General features: G+C 50.5%; 14 protein-coding genes. 11 read left to right on the top strand and 3 right to left on the bottom strand.

The features are described from left to right. The 7 genes from ACYVIY_RS11850 to ACYVIY_RS11820 all read left to right on the top strand — a co-directional run bounded on the left by ACYVIY_RS11850 (position 1) and on the right by ACYVIY_RS11820 (position 10,377). Positions 1–630, top strand: coding sequence for a hypothetical protein (locus ACYVIY_RS11850; RefSeq protein WP_460976564.1), 630 nt, complete (start codon positions 1–3; stop codon positions 628–630). A gap of 213 nt (positions 631–843) precedes the next feature. Continuing rightward, on the top strand, positions 844–1,812 hold the full coding sequence (locus ACYVIY_RS11845; protein WP_460976563.1) for an alpha/beta fold hydrolase: 969 nt from the start codon (positions 844–846) through the stop codon (positions 1,810–1,812). Between the two features lie 36 nt (positions 1,813–1,848). Further along, positions 1,849–4,848 carry a hybrid sensor histidine kinase/response regulator transcription factor gene (locus tag ACYVIY_RS11840; RefSeq protein ID WP_460976562.1) on the top strand — a complete coding sequence of 1,000 codons (3,000 nt, stop codon included), beginning with the start codon at positions 1,849–1,851 and terminating at the stop codon, positions 4,846–4,848. A gap of 113 nt (positions 4,849–4,961) precedes the next feature. Continuing rightward, entirely contained in the window at positions 4,962–5,339 is a 378-nt protein-coding gene (locus ACYVIY_RS11835; protein WP_460976561.1) for a hypothetical protein, read from the top strand. Beyond that, complete coding sequence (locus tag ACYVIY_RS11830; protein ID WP_460976560.1) at positions 5,336–6,310, top strand: cytochrome-c peroxidase; 975 nt, start codon at positions 5,336–5,338, stop codon at positions 6,308–6,310. Before ACYVIY_RS11835 ends, ACYVIY_RS11830 begins: the two co-directional genes overlap by 4 nt. 24 nt (positions 6,311–6,334) lie before the next feature. Beyond that, the gene (locus ACYVIY_RS11825; protein ID WP_460976559.1) at positions 6,335–9,286 is read left to right on the top strand and encodes a hybrid sensor histidine kinase/response regulator transcription factor; all 2,952 of its coding nucleotides are present in this window, start codon (positions 6,335–6,337) and stop codon (positions 9,284–9,286) included. A 185-nt stretch (positions 9,287–9,471) separates the two neighbouring features. Then, positions 9,472–10,377: an alpha/beta hydrolase gene (locus ACYVIY_RS11820; RefSeq protein WP_460976558.1), complete on the top strand. Its 906-nt coding sequence runs from the start codon at positions 9,472–9,474 to the stop codon at positions 10,375–10,377. Positions 10,378–10,871: 494 nt separating this feature from the next. Here the strand turns inward: ACYVIY_RS11820 and ACYVIY_RS11815 are convergent, their stop codons facing one another. Beyond that, on the bottom strand, positions 10,872–11,573 hold the full coding sequence (locus ACYVIY_RS11815) for a hypothetical protein (RefSeq protein WP_460976557.1): 702 nt from the start codon (positions 11,571–11,573) through the stop codon (positions 10,872–10,874). Positions 11,574–11,940: 367 nt separating this feature from the next. On the opposite strand from ACYVIY_RS11815, the gene ACYVIY_RS11810 reads away from it, so the two are divergent. Together ACYVIY_RS11810 and ACYVIY_RS11805 are read left to right on the top strand one after the other, a co-directional pair. Then, the gene (locus ACYVIY_RS11810) at positions 11,941–12,912 is read left to right on the top strand and encodes an aldo/keto reductase (RefSeq protein WP_460976556.1); all 972 of its coding nucleotides are present in this window, start codon (positions 11,941–11,943) and stop codon (positions 12,910–12,912) included. Continuing rightward, positions 12,913–13,740, top strand: coding sequence for a helix-turn-helix domain-containing protein (locus ACYVIY_RS11805; protein WP_460976555.1), 828 nt, complete (start codon positions 12,913–12,915; stop codon positions 13,738–13,740). It abuts the gene before it with no gap. 113 nt (positions 13,741–13,853) lie between these two features. On the opposite strand, the gene ACYVIY_RS11800 is transcribed toward ACYVIY_RS11805, so the two are convergent. After that, the gene (locus ACYVIY_RS11800; RefSeq protein ID WP_460976554.1) at positions 13,854–15,701 is read right to left on the bottom strand and encodes an outer membrane protein assembly factor BamB family protein; all 1,848 of its coding nucleotides are present in this window, start codon (positions 15,699–15,701) and stop codon (positions 13,854–13,856) included. Between the two features lie 422 nt (positions 15,702–16,123). Here ACYVIY_RS11800 and ACYVIY_RS11795 point away from each other — a divergent pair, with 422 nt between their 5' ends. After that, the gene (locus ACYVIY_RS11795) at positions 16,124–16,930 is read left to right on the top strand and encodes a DUF2490 domain-containing protein (protein WP_460976553.1); all 807 of its coding nucleotides are present in this window, start codon (positions 16,124–16,126) and stop codon (positions 16,928–16,930) included. Positions 16,931–16,938: 8 nt separating this feature from the next. Here the strand turns inward: ACYVIY_RS11795 and ACYVIY_RS11790 are convergent, their stop codons facing one another. After that, a complete protein-coding gene (locus ACYVIY_RS11790; protein WP_460976552.1) occupies positions 16,939–17,655 on the bottom strand; it encodes a DUF5020 family protein in 717 nt (238 codons plus the stop codon). Between the two features lie 149 nt (positions 17,656–17,804). Here ACYVIY_RS11790 and ACYVIY_RS11785 point away from each other — a divergent pair, with 149 nt between their 5' ends. Then, entirely contained in the window at positions 17,805–18,977 is a 1,173-nt protein-coding gene (locus tag ACYVIY_RS11785; protein WP_460976551.1) for a hypothetical protein, read from the top strand. Positions 18,978–19,023 lie beyond the last annotated feature (46 nt).

The following is a 19,023-nucleotide window of genomic DNA, read 5'->3' as shown; positions in this document are numbered from 1 at the left end:
GTGAAAAAATCTCTACTTGTTGTCCTGTTACTAAACGCGCTAAATACGCTTTCTGCCCAATCTGTATCGGATTCGGTAGTCGTCCGAAAAAATATGCTGAAGATCAGCCCGCTAAGTTTGCTTGTCGGCGATGTGTCTATCTTTTATGAACGGGTCTTAACCAAGCGTACGTCGCTGGTTGGCGGAGTGGGTTTTGGTTCCGATCGGTTTGATTACCAAAACAACAAAGCCAATGTACCCTCACCGGGTACGTTTCATTACGAGCGGGTGACGCTGGAATATCGGCATTACTTTAGTCGACGCCATGCCGCTCCGGTTGGCTTCTACGCCGGCGTGTACGGGCGCTTCGCCCGTCTCACCCTCGACGATTATCAGTTCGACAGCCAGGGCGAATTTATTCGGGATCAGAACGGAACCTTAGTCAAAGCCGTCCGGCAGCTATACGTTTGGATACCTGGTGGTATGGTTGGCTTGCAGGCGACGCCGAAGCGCCTGGTCATTGATTTGTTTTTCGGGCTTCAATATCAACTACCGACCAGCCGGCCACCACTACGGTCAATCACGCCGGAGCTAATGAGTAGAGAAGCCCTGGGTCCCCGCTATGGCTTTACGGTCGGTTATCGGTTTTGATGGTGCTCGAGTTGGATCGGCTACCCCTCTAGCAACGTGTGCAAAAAAAGAGGCACGTAAGAAGGTGGGTGAACATTTTCAAATGCTTTTAGGAAATATGCAAACGTGACTGTCGGGCCGGTTGACTTGTTTTGCCTAACGCTGCTGCCCCTCCGCATAGTAGCGAATGCAGCGCGGACATATCAATCAATAAACCGTTAAAACCTTTGACTCATGCGCGAATTTCCACACCATCTCACTGTATTGTTTGGGCTGACTATGTTTCTTCCAGTAGTCGCCACCGCCCAGGCGGACCTCCGAACCGCCCTCGCCGTGAAAACGGATTCAATCGTCCTTGATAGCGCTGTTCTATATTATCATACCTATGGCTCGGGTACGCCTATTGTGATACTCAGCGGTGGGCCCGGTCTTAGTGCGGGTCAGGAATCCAATGTAGCTGAGGAACTAGGCAAAACGTATCGGGCGGTCCTGTTCGAGCAGCGCGGTACAGGTCGGTCATGGACCAAACCACTGGATAAAACCACCATCAACGTACCCGCGGCAGTGGCTGATCTGGAGTTACTGCGTCAACGATTAGGGGTGAAGAAACTGAACCTGTGCGGTCATTCCTGGGGGGCTACCTTAAGTTTATGTTATGCGGCTACGCATCCCGACCGGGTAGGACTGTTAGTTTTAGCTGGCCACGCTGAGATGGACCGAACGTATTACGAAATTGTTGACGTCAGCTTGCAGCAGCGTCGAGCGCAATTCGCCGACAGTTTACGCTACTGGTCTGATTCGGTGATTATTAAACGCGACCCGCAAAAAGCCCTGTTGGAGCGACGGAAGCTGAACCGCTATCCCTACATTTATGACCGGAGCCTGATCGATACATACAGCACTCAGATTGTAAAAGGGGTCTTAAACCCAACCGTGTTTGGGCTTATCTGGCAAAGCATGGCCCAGCAGGCCGATGAAGGGCCTGGCTTACCCAAACGACTCCGGGCTTACAAGGGTCCCGCACTAGCTGTTTTTGGGTGGCAGGATCCAATAGCAGTTCCCACGATTTACCCCCTCACGCAGGCGCTACCCCAGGTGGAAATACAGGGAATTAATCGGTGTGGCCACATGGCTAGCATTGAGCAACCCGACCAGTTTTTCGGCATTGTCAACCGGTTCCTACGTCAATATCTACCGAGATAAACGTTTTCACACCTACCTATCCAGCCATATACCTTCATGAAACGACTTCTTTTCTGTATTCTTTTCGGCTGTATGAGTGTTACTTTAAGTAGGGCACAGATTCAAACACCATCCTTATTGTTAACACGCGATAGTCTATTAAAATACCCCTGTTGCGGTTACTCGCTACATCGAGTACCAGCCTGGAAATTTCACCCAGGACATAATGCTCAGTGGGCCAATCCGACCTTCGATGACCGAACCTGGCTATCCTACCGCAGTGCGTTTGATTTGCCGGATATCCCGCCCGGCTGGAACGGCGTCGGCTGGTTCAGACGGCGTTTTCAGGTTGATTCGAGTATAGTAGGGCTTGAATTAGCCATGCGCGTTGTCCAGCGAAGTGCATCGGAAATTTATCTGGACGGGCAAAAAATTGGTGGTTTTGGAAAAATCGGTGCCACGCTGGCTACCAACACCGACGTTCAGGTTCAGTATGATCTACTCCCTTTCCGCTTTACCCGGCCCGGTGACCATGTACTGGCCGTTCGACTCTCTGCCCGACAGCCTTATAATTCCCGAACCATGTGGAATGAGCAGGGATTCAGGATGCAGATCGGGCTGCATGAAACGCTGACCGATCTGGTTGTTAGGCTGTCCAGAATCTTTACATTTCCACTGGCATTAGCCTTTGCCACCGGGCTATTTGCTCTGCTGCACCTAATCCTGTTTGTGAGCTATCCAAGCCGCGTCTCCAATTTGTACTACAGCGGCTGGTTAATCCTGTCCACAATAGACTCCGTTTGCGCCTATCTGGATTATACCCTTCGTGACCCTAGCTGGCAGGACGCGGTTGGTTACGTGGCTATGATCGCCAATTTTGCGCTGGCTATCACCTCCGTAGCCTTTATTTACTCGGTGGGTTATGGCCGACAACTCCGATCAATCTGGGCATTTATCGGGCTGGCCGTCGGGCTTATTACCTATGGGCTGCTGAATCCGTCAGTACCCCTTTTTCTTCTATTATTTGGATTTCTGTTCGTGTGTACGCTGGAGGTGTTCCGGGTGGTTTTGCTAGCCATTCATCGCCGACAGCCCGGGGTGTGGCTAATCGGTGTCGGCATAATCACGGTAGCCATCGTATTTTTCGCCGGGCCAGCCGACCTGTTTGGTCTTTGGCATACGATTAATAGGGTGAATGATTTGTATAATTCGACCCTGTTTACAACATTTGGCTATCTGGTTTTACCGCTGTGTACGTCGATTTATCTGGCTCAGGATGTCGCCCGCACCAACCGAAATCTGGCCACACAACTCCGGCAGGTTCAGGACTTATCGGCCAAAACCCTGGCTCAGGAAACCGAGAAACGGGAGTTGATAGCCCAGCAGAATGAGCAATTGGAACAGACGGTTCACGAGCGCACCGAACAACTCCAGCAACAGGCTGACAAACTGCGCGAGATGGACCGGGTGAAATCTCGTTTTTTCACTAACCTGACCCATGAATTCCGCACACCCCTGACCCTGATGCTGGGCCCCGCCGAACAGGTGCTGGCCCAAACCAAGGAAGAAGCTACCAAGCAGCAGGTTGGTCTATTGCAACGTAACGCCCAGCGACTGCTACGGCTCATTAATCAACTCCTGGAACTGAGCAAGCTGGAAGCCGGTAAAGCCGAATTGGCGCTTGCTCCCGGCGATTTGGTGATGTTAGTCCAGGGGACGCTCCACTCGTTTGAGTCGCTGGCTCGTCAACGACGGATTAGCCTGCATTTTACGTCAAACCGCGATCAACTGGTGATTGCCATGGACCGTGCTAAGTTGGAAAATATTCTATATAATTTGTTTTCCAACGCTCTGAAATTTACCCCTGTCGATGGCAACGTATCAGTTAATTTAACGTATCAAAACGAGCAGAATCAGGACTGGGTCGAACTACGGATTGCTGACACGGGCATCGGTATTAGAGCCGAAAAACTTCCTTACGTATTTGATCGCTTTTATCAGGTCGATGCCTCGGACACCCGCGAACAGGAAGGCACCGGCATCGGGTTGGCCCTCACCAAAGAACTGGTCGAGCTGCACGGCGGTACCATTCAAATTACTAGCCAGGAAGGTATGGGTACAAGCGTCATCGTTCGATTGCCAGTACGTCAAGAACAAGCAATTGCGAAGCTAGAAATACCCCTGAAACCACCTGTTATTACATCCCCTGATTTTATATTGACGGCTTTGGTAGATTCGGAAACTAAACAGTCAGAATGGAGTGAATCGGCTACCGAGAAACCTACGGTGTTACTGATCGAGGACAATGAAGAGGTACGCGGATTTATCCGTTATTCGCTGGGAGATGCGTACCGTATTTTAGAAGCAGGCAACGGCGAGGAAGGTATCCAACTGGCGTGGGAGTACGTACCCGATCTGGTCATCACGGACTTAATGATGCCTCGTCTGGACGGCTATAAGGTGTGTACTATTCTTAAGCAGGACGAACGTACTAGCCATATTCCCATCATTATGCTGACAGCTCGGGCCGATTTAGAGAGTAAGATAGAAGGCCTTCAAACCGGTGCCGACAGTTATTTGGCCAAACCTTTCCACCAACGGGAATTACTGGCACAGATCACCAATCTCCTGACCCTACGCCGACAATTGCGGGAACACTACAGTCGGGTTACAATGAGTAAGCAAACACCTTGGCCGTCGGAAACCAGTCCGCTACCTTCCATGGAGCAAGCCTTTTTAAATCGGGTACGTATAGCACTGGAAACCCATCTGGATGATGAACAGTACAGTGTGGATCGTCTGTGTGAAGAGGTCGGTTTAGGACGTACTCAGCTTCATCGCAAACTCAAGGCCCTCATCAATCAGACGCCCGGCGATTTACTCCGTATCTTGCGGCTTCAGCGCGCTCATGATCTGTTACGGGGAAATGTGGGTACGATAGCCGAAGTGGCCTACAGCGTAGGGTATGGCAATCCGGCTAATTTCTCAACCAGCTTCTCCCGCCACTTCGGTTATCCGCCCAGTGAGGTGAAAAAATCAGCGAATTCCTCCCAGTAGGGGGCTGTCTGACTTTGGTGTAACGTAATCAAACGCCTTTGCAACGCCCGCAAATTTGAAAGTAGACCGCAATGACGTGGTTTGTAGGGTCGAACCAAAACCCTATTACGATCATGAAAAAAGTCGTTTGTTTTTCGCTGGTTAGCCTGGCAGTAGCAGCCGTTTCGTTCATTCAGCCCCCCGACCTACTAGTAGGCCGCTGGCAATTGAAATCACCGGATGGTAGTTCGGTCGTAACGGTCTTTCGGGCTGATGGCACCAACGATATCTTTGTCAATGGCAAAACGTTTGTCAGCGGTAAGTACTCCGTTCGGCAGGACACACTGCTGTATGCCGACCCCATTTGCAATGTGGCTTATTATGGCACATATAAATTAGACTTCTTCACTCAGGATTCTGTACGGTTAACCGTCCTTGCTGATACGTGCGGAGGACGACGTAGAGGTTTTGATAAGATAACTTTAGGCCGGATAATAGCAGCAAAACCATGAAAGCGTCTACCTGTGTGCTACTGGTAATGGTGACCATTAGCCTAGTTGGAGCTGCGTTCACCGTGGAGGAGCCGACTGACAAAGCAACCCTAGGCAAGCGGCTATTTTTCGATCCTATTCTATCTCGAAACCGCACTATTAGTTGCGCCAGTTGCCACCATGAAGAGTTTGCCTTTGCCGATACGTCGGCAGTAAGCCTTGGTGTATTTGGCCGCAAGGGTAAACGGAACACCCCTTCCGCCATGAACGTACTATTACAAACGAGCTTCTTCTGGGATGGCAGGGCTGCTACCTTGGAAGAGCAGGCATTGATACCCATTGCCAATCCTGATGAAATGGATTTGCCCATCGATATAGCGGTAAAACGCATGAATAAGAACAAGATGTACCGGGCTTACTTCAAGCAGGCATTTGGCGAGTTACCGACTGAACAGAATTTGGCTAAAGCCCTGGCTGAATTTCAACAAACGCTGGAAACACCGGAGACGCCGTTTGATGACTGGCGCATGAATGACAACGAAGCCGCCATGAATGAATCGGCTAAGCGCGGCTTTGCCCTCTTCAATGGGAAAGCAAATTGCGTGCAATGTCATTTTGGGGCCAATTTTAATAATTCGGAGTTTCGAAACATCGGTTTGTTCGATGGTAAGGCTCTGACCGATAGCGGTCGGGCCGAAATCACTAAGAAAGCCGCAGATCTGGGTAAATTTAAAATCGGTCCGCTTCGAAACGTTGCCTTGACGGCACCCTACATGCACAATGGGATGTTTAAAACGCTGGCTCAGGTCATTGAGTATTACAATGACCCCGACAAGGTTGTCCCTAACTCCATCAATCGGGACCCGCTACTGACCAAGCCGCTGGGGCTAACGGATCAGGAAAAGAAAGATTTGGAAGCTTTTCTATATTCCTTAACGGATAAACGCTTCAGGAACAGCGAGAACCGAGAAAAACTGTCGAATCGGCAGTAGTCTATAAATTCGCTATCTTCCACCATGAAACGGATTGGCATCCTGACAATTGGATTGATTCTTAGCAGTCTGCTCATCCAGGCGCAGCCTCAGCCCTTGCGCCTAATACTAGATAGCCTGGATCAGGCTTTTGGGGGATACGCCTTGCAACCGCACCGCTGGCAGTTTCACGCGGGCGACGATCGGCGCTGGGCCAGCCCTGCCTTCGACGATCGGGACTGGACACCTTATGGCACCGACTTTGATTCAAGCAACCCGCCGTCCGGCTGGAAAGGCATTGGATGGTTTCGATTACATTTCAGCCTCGATTCGCTGCCTGCCGACAGTTTGCTGGCCATACGGATCGATCAACTGGGTGCATCGGAGGTCTTTTTGGATGGACAACGAATCGGCAGATTTGGCACCATCGGCCAGTCGCCCAAGACCGGAGCCGATTACTGTCCCAGTTTTGAACCGATTACCTTTCAGCTCGACCGGGCCGGTCAGCACCTGTTAGTGGTACGAATGGCCACGTTTCGACCCTACGTAACCCGCTGGGCGCGTTACCGGCAGGGTTTTGCCAGTTGGCTGTCCTCCGACGACCATATGACTGCCTACGTCGTTGGCATGATGCAAATATGGAGCATCAATTTAGTATCGGTATTTACCCCCAGCCTGTTTGGTCTGTTGCATTTGTTCCTGTTTTTGGTTTACCCTACCCGTCGGTCCAACCTCTATTACAGCTTGTGGCTGGGAACATTTGCGTGCGCGTCGACCTGTGTCTATTTCGACCGGCTGATTGCTAACCCCGTCGTCATTCAAGAGCTTACCTACGGATTCTGGCTGGCCAACGTCGGCATGGCACTCTCGTCGGTGGTATTTATTTACTCGGTCTGTTATCCCTATTTTCCCCGGCGGGTCTGGGGTTTTTACGCCCTCGCACTATTGCTGGTTGTAATAGTGCTGTTGATTCGAGAGGTTAATCCTGTGACCTGGGTGTTTGGCTTCGAGTTGCTTTGTCTGATCGAAGTGATGCGTGTAGTGGTAGGGGCCATGCTGGGTCGGCAACCAGGCGTTTGGCTAATTGGGGTGGGCTTGCTGGCGGTGGGCATTGCCATATTTATAGGTGCCAGCGATGTGTTGCATATCTGGCCCGACAATTCCTTGGCGCAGAATATGTTTCTAACCGTTGGCTTTCTGACGCTCCCCTTGTGTACGTCGCTGTATTTGGCGCGGGATTTTGGGCAAACCAGCCGAAACCTAGAACGTCAGCTTCAGCAGGTAGAGAAACTCTCGGCTCAAACGAGGGCGCAGGAAGCTGAAAAGTTGAAACTAATTGCCGGGCAGAATGAGCAATTGGAGCAAACCGTGCGGGAACGTACCGAGCAGCTTCAACGACAAACCGACAAATTTCAGGAATTAGATGCGTTTAAATCCCGCTTTTTTACCAACCTCACCCACGAATTTCGAACGCCCCTCACGCTGATTCTCGGTCCCGCTGAGCAGCTATTGACGCAAGCCCAAGATCCGCAAATCAGGGAGAAGGTTAATCTTATCCAACGAAACGGAAGCCGACTGCTGCGGCTCATCAACCAACTCCTCGACCTGACTAAACTCGAAGCGCGCAAGATGAGCTTAAGCACCACAGCGGGTGATCTGGTCAGACTGGTACGCAGTACGTTGCAATCGTTCGAGTCGATGGCCAATCAGAAAGGTGTTATCCTACAGTTTCAGGCCACTCAGGAACGATTGCCGATGCATTTTGACCGGGACAAACTGGAAAAAATTCTGTACAACTTACTATCTAACGCTATCAAGTTCACATCAGCCAGTGGCACTGTATCGGTATCGCTTACAAACGGAGAACCCATTCCCGAAGGCTGGATACAGCTAACAGTTGAAGATACAGGCGCTGGCATTCCCCTGACCAAACAACCCTATATCTTCGACCGGTTCTACCAGGCGGATGCCTCGGATACCCGCGAGCAGGAAGGAACCGGTATCGGTCTAGCGCTCACCAAAGAGCTGGTGGAGTTGCACGGAGGTACTATTCAACTTAGCAGCCAGGAAGGCATCGGTACGCTGGTCACGGTCCGTCTACCGATGCAGGCCGCATTGTCAATCGAAGACGTTAGTGAACAACTAAATTTGCCCGACCAAACCACAACCTTTTCTACAGGTATAGCTTCTGAATCAGAAGATGCCCCATTGATACTCATCATTGAGGATAATGACGATGTACGGGCATTTATTCGATCCTCATTGAGTGGGATAGACCCTTACCGCATTATCGAAGCAGCAAACGGGGAGACTGGACTTCAACTGGCGCAGCAGCAGGTGCCCGATCTGATTATTACGGATTTAATGATGCCGAAAATGGATGGGTATGCCGTCTGCAAACGAATTAAACAGGATGAACGGACCAGCCACATTCCAGTGATCATGTTGACGGCCCGCGCTGATGTGGATAGTAAATTAGAGGGCCTGGAAACCGGGGCTGACACGTATCTATCCAAGCCATTCAGTCAGCGTGAATTAGTAGCTCACCTAACCAACCTGATTGCATTACGTCGGCAGTTGCAGCAGCGGTATAGTCAGACCACGCTTGGACAGGCCATGCATAATCAATACAAGGGTTGGCCAACTAGCTACCCTTCATTACCCTCTATGGAGCAGGTGTTTCTAGACCGCGTACGGACGGCCATTGACGAACACCTGGATGATGAAGGCTACAGCGTCGAACGACTGAGTGATGACATCGGCCTGAGCCGAACGCAGCTCCACCGTAAACTTAAAGCGCTGACAAACGAAGCTCCCGGCGATCTGATTCGCCTGCTTCGATTACAACGCGCACACGAGTTGTTAAGCGCGAGTGTAGGTACTGTGGCTGAGGTGGCCTACAGCGTTGGCTTCGGTAATCCGGCCAATTTCTCGACGAGTTTTTCCCGTCATTTCGGATACGCGCCTAGTGAAGTACGCAGTAAAATGGTGAATTAGGAGCTAGTGAACATTTTCAAACACATTTGACTGAAACGCAAACGGGGTTTGAGGGACTGTCGACTTGTTTTGCCTATTGCTTCTGAATCGCTTAATAGGATTCAGTTTGCAGTTAGTTAGACCAATTCACAACCCTTCAACACATCTGCTTTATGTGTTCAATATTCTGTTTTTTCTCTTACTCAGTGAACCGCTTATTCACCATTCTACTGCCTATGCTACTGGTTGGGCCGCTTCCCGTTTTGGCCCAGCAGGGGCTCCCAACTGCTGAGCAACTGCGAGCTCGTATGTTAAAAAACAATCCCGTCCATGAGCCCTTACCGGACGTATTTAAAACCGAGGTCCGAACGATCTGGACAGGGACCGATTCAATCCGCATTCAGATTTATTACCCGAGTGCCGAGAAAAATCTGCCCATCTTGTATAGTATTCACGGGGGTGCGTTTATTCTAAGTGCATTGGATGGTCCGGCTGCTCGGGTTCTTTGTAATCGAACAAAGTCTATCGTCGTTTCGGTCGATTATCGGGTGGCTCCTGAACACCCGTTCCCCACTTCCATTAATGACTGTTATGCGGCTTGGAATTGGGTCGTTGATCATGCACAGGCATTGGGCGGGAATCCGCAAAAGATCAGCCTGATCGGCGATAGTGCGGGAGGTTTGTTTGTAGGCTCCCTGCAAGTAAAACGACAGCAGCAGGGGCGTCCTGCTAAACCCTTATCCCTAGTATTTGTCAATCCGGGCATCGATTTGCGGCCCACCGCGGCCGGTTTAGAGGAATACGGCTTAGTCAGTAGCTGGTATCGCAACGGGGCCGATCCGACCAACCCGTTAGTCTCCCCGATTTTGAACGAGCACTTCACTGAATACCCCCCAAGCCTCATTATTACCAGTGAGAAGGACGTTCTTAAACCGCATGGTCAGCAGCTGGCCGATAAGCTAAAGGCCGCTGGGGTACCCACCCAGCAACTGGATTTACCGGATACCGATCATTTGGCGTGGTATTGGGGCAGTAGCCATCCCAAAGCACAGCCCGCTATGGAAGCAGTCGTCAGCTTTCTGAACGATGCTAATGCTAAGATGAGCAAGTAGGGTACTGTGAAGAGTACGGTAACCCGCATGATTCATCCTACATTGTCCATTATTCTTTTTTCTTCAATAACGTAATCAAACGTCTTTGCAACGCAGGCAAACATGAAAATAGATCGTAGTAGCTGCCAACGGATTTGGTCTCTTGCCCTTGAACGCTCCTAACGAGTGGGGTGAAAATGACTCTTGGAAGCGAGTTTGACTCAATTTCGGATGGTACGTTCATCGATTGTTGCCATTCGGCATCTGGGGAGTACTAAGGCTCTCTAGATGCTGAATGGCAACAGTACGCTTTAACTCATCTCGCTCATCTGGGCCTCGTCTTTATAAATAACCAATGTCATTTATACGTAACGCTGGCTTTTTGTAAGGCTGTTGTTTACTTAGGTCAAAACCGATGCGGATTCACTCCGGGGAGTCGTCCTTCGCATTCAGGCGTTAATCTAGATGTGACTTACTGCCTAGTTGTTTGCCTTGATCCAGTCGGATGTATTAGACTAGTTATTTGGCTCGGCGGAATAGACCTCAATAATCCGGGGCGTCATCGACACGATCCGAATACCACCGTATCGGTTCTGATTGGTCAGTTTGAAGAGGTAGATGTCTCCTTTCTGGTAGTTTTCAATTTCCGTATCGGTATCGACAGTATCCTGCCAGTAGGTCTTAAAATGTTCGGGCCGCCCTTTCACCCACGTTTCGATGGTAGCGGCCGAAAATTTGCTCTTGTTAAACCGGACATCTTCTAGCTTATCCGTGTTACCCAGCACGTGAGTAAGTTGCTCCCACATATGATAGACCGATGCTAGTTTATTGGCATGGTATAGATTGAACGTAGTCTTATAGGTATTTGCCGCTGCCGTATTGTTCAGGAAATTAAAGCTGTGGGGTGTCCCGGTTGTGATTGAAAACATCGTTGGAATCAGGTTGGGATTGGTACCTGCCGGGTAGGTTGGCCACGTAATCCGCCAGGCTCGACAACGGGTGTCGGCAAACCACTCATTAGCTGGAATATAAGTCTGCTCAATAATGGTCGGGGCGGGTAAAGATGGTCCGTTGATGATCGTGCCTTCTAGTGCTGATTGTCTGGCATTAGCCGCGCTCGGATTAGTTGCCGTTGAGGGCTCCTGACGCATGATTGACTGGGGTTCGCAGCTACAAAGGGTAATCAGAAGAAGAGAAAATGCGGTTAACTGTTTCATTGTTTTTAAGTCTGTACTGATTAAAAAATTGTTTTGTTTGATGCCACAAAGGTGGTGGATGGAGCAGGGGCAAATCCATACAAACATGTTTGTATTTCTGGTAGAAGGCCGTCTTTTCACAGGCCAATTAGTTAGCAGCAGGAAACGTACTGATTGCGTATACATTTTCTTTTGCTGACGGGTATAGGTAAGTTCCTGTTAATCTAGTCCCGGCCGTATGCAGGGATAATTCTATCTACTTTGACGCTGATGGGGTTTGTGCTACATAATTGGTACTTCTTAAACTCAACGGGAAATGAGCCGTACGGGCAAAATAGTTGAGCCGTAGAAGAAACTGTTCCGTGTTTTGCCGCCCGATCTTTGTGCCATGAAAAACAGCACAAAAATTCAGTTGGGTCAAAACGGCCCGCTCGTCTCAAAACTTGGTTTAGGCTGTATGCGCATGTCTTCGATCTGGGGCGGTTCTACACCCGACGAAACCGAAAGCATAGCTACAATCCACGAAGCCCTGGATCGTGGTATCAATTTTTTGAACACCGGCGACTTTTACGGGGCTGGCCATAATGAACTGCTGATCGGTAGAGCCATTAAAGGCAGACGCGACGATGCTTTCATCAGCGTAAAATTCGGCGCCATCTTTCACAATGGACAGCCGATCGGAATGGATCTGCGCCCGATCGCCATCAAGAATTTTATCAACTACTCGCTGACCCGTCTGGGTATCGACACCATTGACCTCTACCAACCTTGCCGAATGGATAACAGCGTGCCGGTGGAAGACATCATTGGAACGGTCGTTGATCTGATTCAGGAAGGGAAAGTGCGTTACGTTGGCGTATCAGAAATTACAGCTGACCAGCTTCGTCAAGCCAACGACATTTACCCCATAAGCGCGTTAGAAATTGGCTATTCGCTGGCCGACCGTCAGATCGAAAGCGAACTGCTGCCAACAGCAAAGGAATTAGGCATTGCTGTAGTGGCCTTCGCCAATACGGCCGAAGGTTTGCTGACCGGTGAACTGAAAGCCCCACTCGCCCAGAACGATTACCGAAACCATTTTTCCCGTTTTCAAGGCGAAAACTTACTGCATAACCTGGCAAAAGTTGACGTATTAAAGCAATTGGCCAGCAGCAAAGGCTGTACGCCAACTCAGATAGCAATCGCCTGGGTGAAAGAGCAAGGCGATCAGATTATGCCGTTAGTCAGCATGAGTCGACGGGCGCGGTTGCCAGAAAACGTAGCAGCGATGGATATTGTCTTGACAGAAGATGAAATGAACACGTTGAATGCTACGTTTGCAATTGGCGCTATACTTGGCGGCACTTACTTACACCGTTAAATGACCAGTCCAGCCGAAATTCTTCCGGGCGTGATCTTTTATTCCTACCTCTCCGCTGAGCGGAAGGAGAAAGTCTGTTTCTGGAACCACCACACCTTGATATTGCAGGCTTCGGGACAGTTCACCCTGGAAACCGCCGAGCAGAAAATTTCGATGGCCGGGGGAGGGATGCTGCTGATTGGTAAAAACCAGCTGGGTACGCTCACTAAAACACCGCTGCCCGGCGGAAATTATGAAACCATTGTGATATCCCTGCAGGAAGACCTGCTGCGCAAAATCGCCTTAGAGGAAAAGCTCGAAGCAGACCAGAAATATGTCGGGCCGCCCAATCGGTTGATTCCTTCCAACGAATTCCTGCAGGGGTATTTTCAATCTATTGTTCCCTACGCCCGCAGTTCAGGCGCGACAATGACAGACGAAATGGGCATTCTGAAAGTGAAAGAAGGCGTTAAATTATTACTCCTTGCCTTGCCGGAGCTTCGCAACTTCTTATTCGACTTTTCGGAACCGCACAAGATCGACCTGGAAAGGTTTATGCTGACTAACTTTCATTTCAACGTTCCTATTGAAAAATTCGCGCAACTGACCGGCCGCAGCCTGGCGGGATTCAAACGCGATTTTGTAAAAACATTCGGTGCTCCGCCCCGTCATTGGCTGCAGGACAAGCGGCTGACGGAAGCAAAGCACCTTATCGAAACCAAACATCAAAAACCTTCGGCTATTTACCTCGACCTGGGGTTCGAAAGCCTGTCGCACTTCTCCTATTCCTTCAAGAAAAAGTTCGGCGTGGCGCCTACTGCCCTAGCCTATGCTCATTCGACAAAATGATCTGCCTGTTTCCTAGAACGCCCCTCTTCAGCGACGAGAGCTAACTGGACTGCATAACTGCAGCTTGAGTCGAGCTTGAATAGGTAATACAGCGCTGAACTTTGCAGGAGCGATTATTTCTCTACTTCGAACGCGAGCAAGACGTTACCGGGTAGTTCGCCAAAGCTGCCGTAGCCCGAATTAACGAATAACATTCCGTCGGCCACTACCGGCGACGGTCCATCAATCGACCCGCCTTTTCCTGGGATACCATTAGCGGGTTGGTATTCTTTCACCGTATCGTAGTCCCAAAGGATAGTGCCATCCGTTGTTGAATAGGCCCGGATGTGGCCATCCAGCGCACCGGCAAACACAACGCCCGGAATAACGGTTGGGGCCGCCGAATTGGCTTCGATACAGCTTTTCTTGTCGCCACACGAAGGTGTCGCCGATTTCCAGACAACCCTACCCGTTCCAACCTCAAGAGCAAACATACCCGGCGAAGGCTGCACGAGCGAATCAAGCTTGGGGTTGATGCCGTATTTATTGTCGGCATTTGCCGCATAGACCAGCTTACCGTCGGTGGCCATACCCCAGTGAATACCCCCCAGCGCTCCTCCTTTACCAATTCGGGTTTGCCAGATAACTTTTCCATGTTCAGGTGACAAGCCATAGACAATACCCGACTTCTGGCCTACAACCAGTAGGTCATTGCCTGTCGGCTGTTTAACCAGGATTGGAGCCATGCCAAAATCAAAGTCAGGACCAACTTTCTCAGGACAGTTCGGGCTGTAGGGACAGGCCAGATTCCAGGTGTCGCCCTGCGTCGCCTGGAAGGACCAGATCAGCTTACCCGTTTTAAGATCCAGCGCCTGAATGGCGTCGCTGGTGGTCGTGGCAGGGGCCGTGTAGTTCTCGCCCGTTCCGTAGTAGAGTAGTCCGCGTTTGGCATCGACCGTTGGACTACTCCACACGATAGCGCCCGATGGTCCATAGAATGGCTGTCCATTTTTCTTTTTGCCCATGACTTTTGTCTCATCCGTAATAACCCGATGCCGCCATACGATTTTACCGGAACGAGCATCCAGTGCGACGATTTCGCCCGACGACGAGCAGCAGGGGTAGGAGGGATCTAACACCGAGGCAACTTCAATGGAGGTCAGTGGTACATAAACCCTATTGTTGTGCACCGCTACCGAACCCGTAACACCGGACTGCGGGTGCTGACCGGCTTTGCTTTCCCAGAGTAATTTGCCCGTTCTGACGTCAAGCGCATACGTATTTGTGTTGTTGTCGGCAAAGAAGGCCTGTAACGTATTGCCCTGTTCAACGACCGAAATCGCCCCGCGAATGGCCGCTTTCGCGCTAAACTGCCAGCCTATTTTGCCGGTATTTTTATTCAGACAGTACACATCACCAAACTGGCTACCCACAATTAGCCAGTCACCCACAATGGCCGGTTTGCTACGTACCTGATTGGCTCCGGGAAAAGCGAAGGCCCACTTAAGGTTAAGCTTACCTACTGTCGACGCCGAAATGCCAGCCTGTTGCGCTGTGCGATAGCCGGTTCCTTCCAGATTGCCGCCCCAGCCGGAATGACGAACGAGGCCGCCTTTTCCGGATGGCAGGCTAAATGAGCTGTATGCTTCTTTGGGCAAGGTTGTTTCGGTCACCTGCTTACCCGTCAGCCACCGAACGACTGCTCTTCGCTCATCTTCCGTCATGTCTTTGGCTTGCACTCGCATTTTGCCCGTTTCTAACGCGGCTAAAATCGCTCGGGGCGGCATCTGGGCCAGCACCAGGTAACCCGGTGCGCCGACACCCGCGTCCGCTTTGTGGCAATTGTTGCAAGTCGACATATACAGTTTCTGCCCGTCTACTTGTTGGGCGAGGCTCAGCGGAGACGCCAGCAGCGAAAACCAGGCGGCTACGTAGACGCGCTTAAACCATACATACGGGGAAGATGAACTGGATAATGCCATTTTATGCGTAGTTAAGTTAAGGATTTGGGTAGTCAGCCGAGCAGCCGTGTCACCCCGCATCGGTTGAATAAAGGTAGACTCCCCAGGGTAGAGGCCTCCAGACTTTATGATGAACAACGGATTGGCCGGAGTGAAACAAGGAATATCAAGGACAAACGGAGAAATGAACTGACCTAATAGACATGCTTTAGGTTAGCCATCTTAAACTGATAGACAACACGTTAACCTGCCGTCAGACCACTTAGCAACGTACTACGTAGGGCTTGGGAACCGCTGGCAGGCGTATTCGTGAGGTGTTTCCTATGTTAAGTAAATATTACCAGACCTGGCCCCTGCATTATGGATTTGTTAAGATTGATCAGGCTAAAATTATCTTTCCATGACCGCTCTTAGCTTTGTATAACTAAAACGAAAGGTTGCTGGTGTTTCCTGATTTTTCTGCCCCCAAAAAGCTTCTCTCCGGCCTGTTTATCCTGTTATGTACCGTAAATTTTGTACTGGCGCAGACATCACTGACCTCCCCAACGCCCGAAGGGTCGTGGCTGATCGGAACCGTAGTCTTACCGGGTGGATCGGACAAATGGGGTGGCTTCGCCGAAGTACAGGCACGGAGCAACTCGCTGTTTCATGAGTATTTTTACAGAGAGCTGAAGGGCGGGGTAAGCTACGATGTGGGTCGCAACTTCACCTTTACGCTGGCGGGTGGTCATTACGCTACGTATGATTACCAGGATTTGTCGGCCGGACCGCTGAACACGGAGCGACGGCTATGGCAGCAACTGGTTATTAATCAATATCTGTCCCGAATTAAATTCGAACACCGCTACCGCATTGAGCAACGGTGGTTTACCTACCGCGATGGCTCACATCCGTATCGGAACCGTATTCGCTACCGCCTGAACACATTCCTGCCGATCAATAACAAGACGATCACCGAGAAGACCTTCTTCCTGTCGGCCTACGACGAACTGTTTCTCAATCCGAAAGGCCCTACATTCGAGCGTAACCGGCTGTACGCTGGCGTTGGGTACCAACTCGACAAAAACTGGATTTTGCAGGCGGGCTGGGTGAATCAAACCAACTACAATCCCGCTACATTCGAACGAGGAGTGTTTACACCGCAGTCGGCGTCTGGTAAAAACAACGTAGTGCTGCAATTGACGTACCGAATCGGGCGTCGGAACAACGCAGCCGCGCCTGCGGAAAAATTGCCGTCGCAGCCCGACTAAGCCAAGCACTAAAACTGATTTTTCAAGGCCAGGGTTGGGTAGACCTGCACCCGGTTTTCGGTCGTCAGGGTGTGGTAGTATACGTTGATTCTTGATCCCACGGACAGCGTTTTCGATACGTTGAGCCAGACTTGCGGATCGCCGAAGAACGCGATTTTTTTGCCCTGCTGCCCCGCCGTAAAATCTGTGCCCTGATTCCGGTTTTCGCTCCATCCAACCAGACTTCCTGCTACCAAAAGCTTGTAATGAAAAAAGCCTTTTCCAAAGTAAAACGTAAGTTGTGCGTCATGACTTGGCTTGGGAAAGGCATTGTACCGATACACAACGCTGGTACTAAACCAGGCTCCCTTCCATTGAAAGGGATAGGCAACGCCAGCACCAAATGAATTGGTGAGATAATAGCCGTACGAAGGCGGGGCAACCCCCAGGCCACCACTGTAGGTCAGCGACAGGTAAACGGGCGGTCGCCAATAGCGTAGATTTTTAGAAACCTGCAAAAAGAGCTGACCGATATTGCTATTTTCGCCACTAAAGTCGGTTTGCATCTTCAGCAAGAATGAGCCTGTAGAGTCGTTACTTTTGAAATATTCGTAAGCGAGCGATGCGAAGTTTCGTCGGTTCAGACTCGGGTCAATTGAATGCCTGAAATCGTAATGAAGCTGGAGTTGCTGGGCCTGAACAGACAAAGCGCCAACGAGTGAGCAAAGCAGTAATGCCGTTTTCATAAGATGGATTGCCGAAGCGACAAATGTTTCGACAAAGCTTCATCGGCTAGCTTTTCCGGGGCGGAATTGGAGCAGAAACGTTACGGAAATCACGTTTCTGAGCCTGTAAGCCAGTTCGGCAAGCCAAATAGATAGATGACATTTGCGATATGGACGAGTTAGACCGACGGGCGTTCGCCACTTTGTTTACCGCCGTAGTTGAGAAATGCTTCGGTCATCCGCTGGATAGTCCGCTCTCGGAAGCCGAAAGCAGACTCCTCAGCAATGCGATTGACGAAAATACAGGGTTGGTTATCGGTTGGCGAAGTATTAAGAACTACGCCATCTATCTGCTCAATCCAGATTCCGGACGACAGGAAAACCCTTCAATAGCCACCCTCGATACGTTGGCCCGTTACGTAGTCGGGGCTCCAGTTACGACAGAAGCAGAGCGGAAACGAAATGAAGATCATTATCCGTACTGGTTCCGGTATCGCGAGCAGGCGACTCCGCTGGCCAAGCCGGAACCCGTCGAAACGAAAAGGCAGGATAAGGTGCCGGTTGGGTGGGTGATTGGCTTGGTTGGGTTGGCCGTAGCTGCTCTCTTTTTCGTGTTCCGGAAACCAGCGCTGGAGCAGTTCACCGACGATTTTCACGCCGTCGACGAGTCGTCACTACAGGAGAACGGCTGGTCTGTACACGCCCGAAACGAAGCGTTCTGGCGTAGGCGAGGGGAAACGTCGAAGCGGCTGACGCTGTTTACGCTCAAAGGAGATAACTGGCATAAAACGGGTGAAGCGCCCCAGATTCAGAACCTGTTGGTTCGGCGCGTTCAAAACGACTGTTTCCGAACCGAAGTACACATTACGGACTTTGTGCCCAGCGCCAACTGGCAACAAGCGGGTATCGTGTTACTGGAAGACACAACCTTCACCGGAAAAAGTATCCGCATATCGCTTTCCTATAATGATTTCTTTGGCGGCTACGTCAAACCGGGCGAAATTCTGGTTCAGGCGGTCGCTTCGTATGGCAAAGGGTACGCTAATCTGGAAGAGATTACTCACCAACCTTTGTTTTCGTTAACTAATCCCGGCGACCGACGTCTGGCAGTGACTAACCTGAAAAACTTCGCTTTACGGGTTGAAAAACAGGGGCAAAAGTTTCGGTTTCTGTACTCAGCCAGCCCGGTTGAGGACTACTCATTCAAAGAAGTAGCCCGGTATGAATTTAACATTACACCAAAATACGTCGGCGTATTCGCCCTGAAAGGCTTCGTTGATACTACTGCCGTGATGCCGGTAGCCGTAAAGTTCTTTCGATTGGACGGTGTGACATGCGAATAGGCGCTGCTTTACTGCTGACTAATCAGTCATTGTAGTTGCTAATGCC

It is taken from the genome of Spirosoma knui (assembly GCF_054780635.1).
Note: the sequence above shows the minus strand (reverse complement) of the source record. Positions and strands in the feature narration are given on the sequence as shown.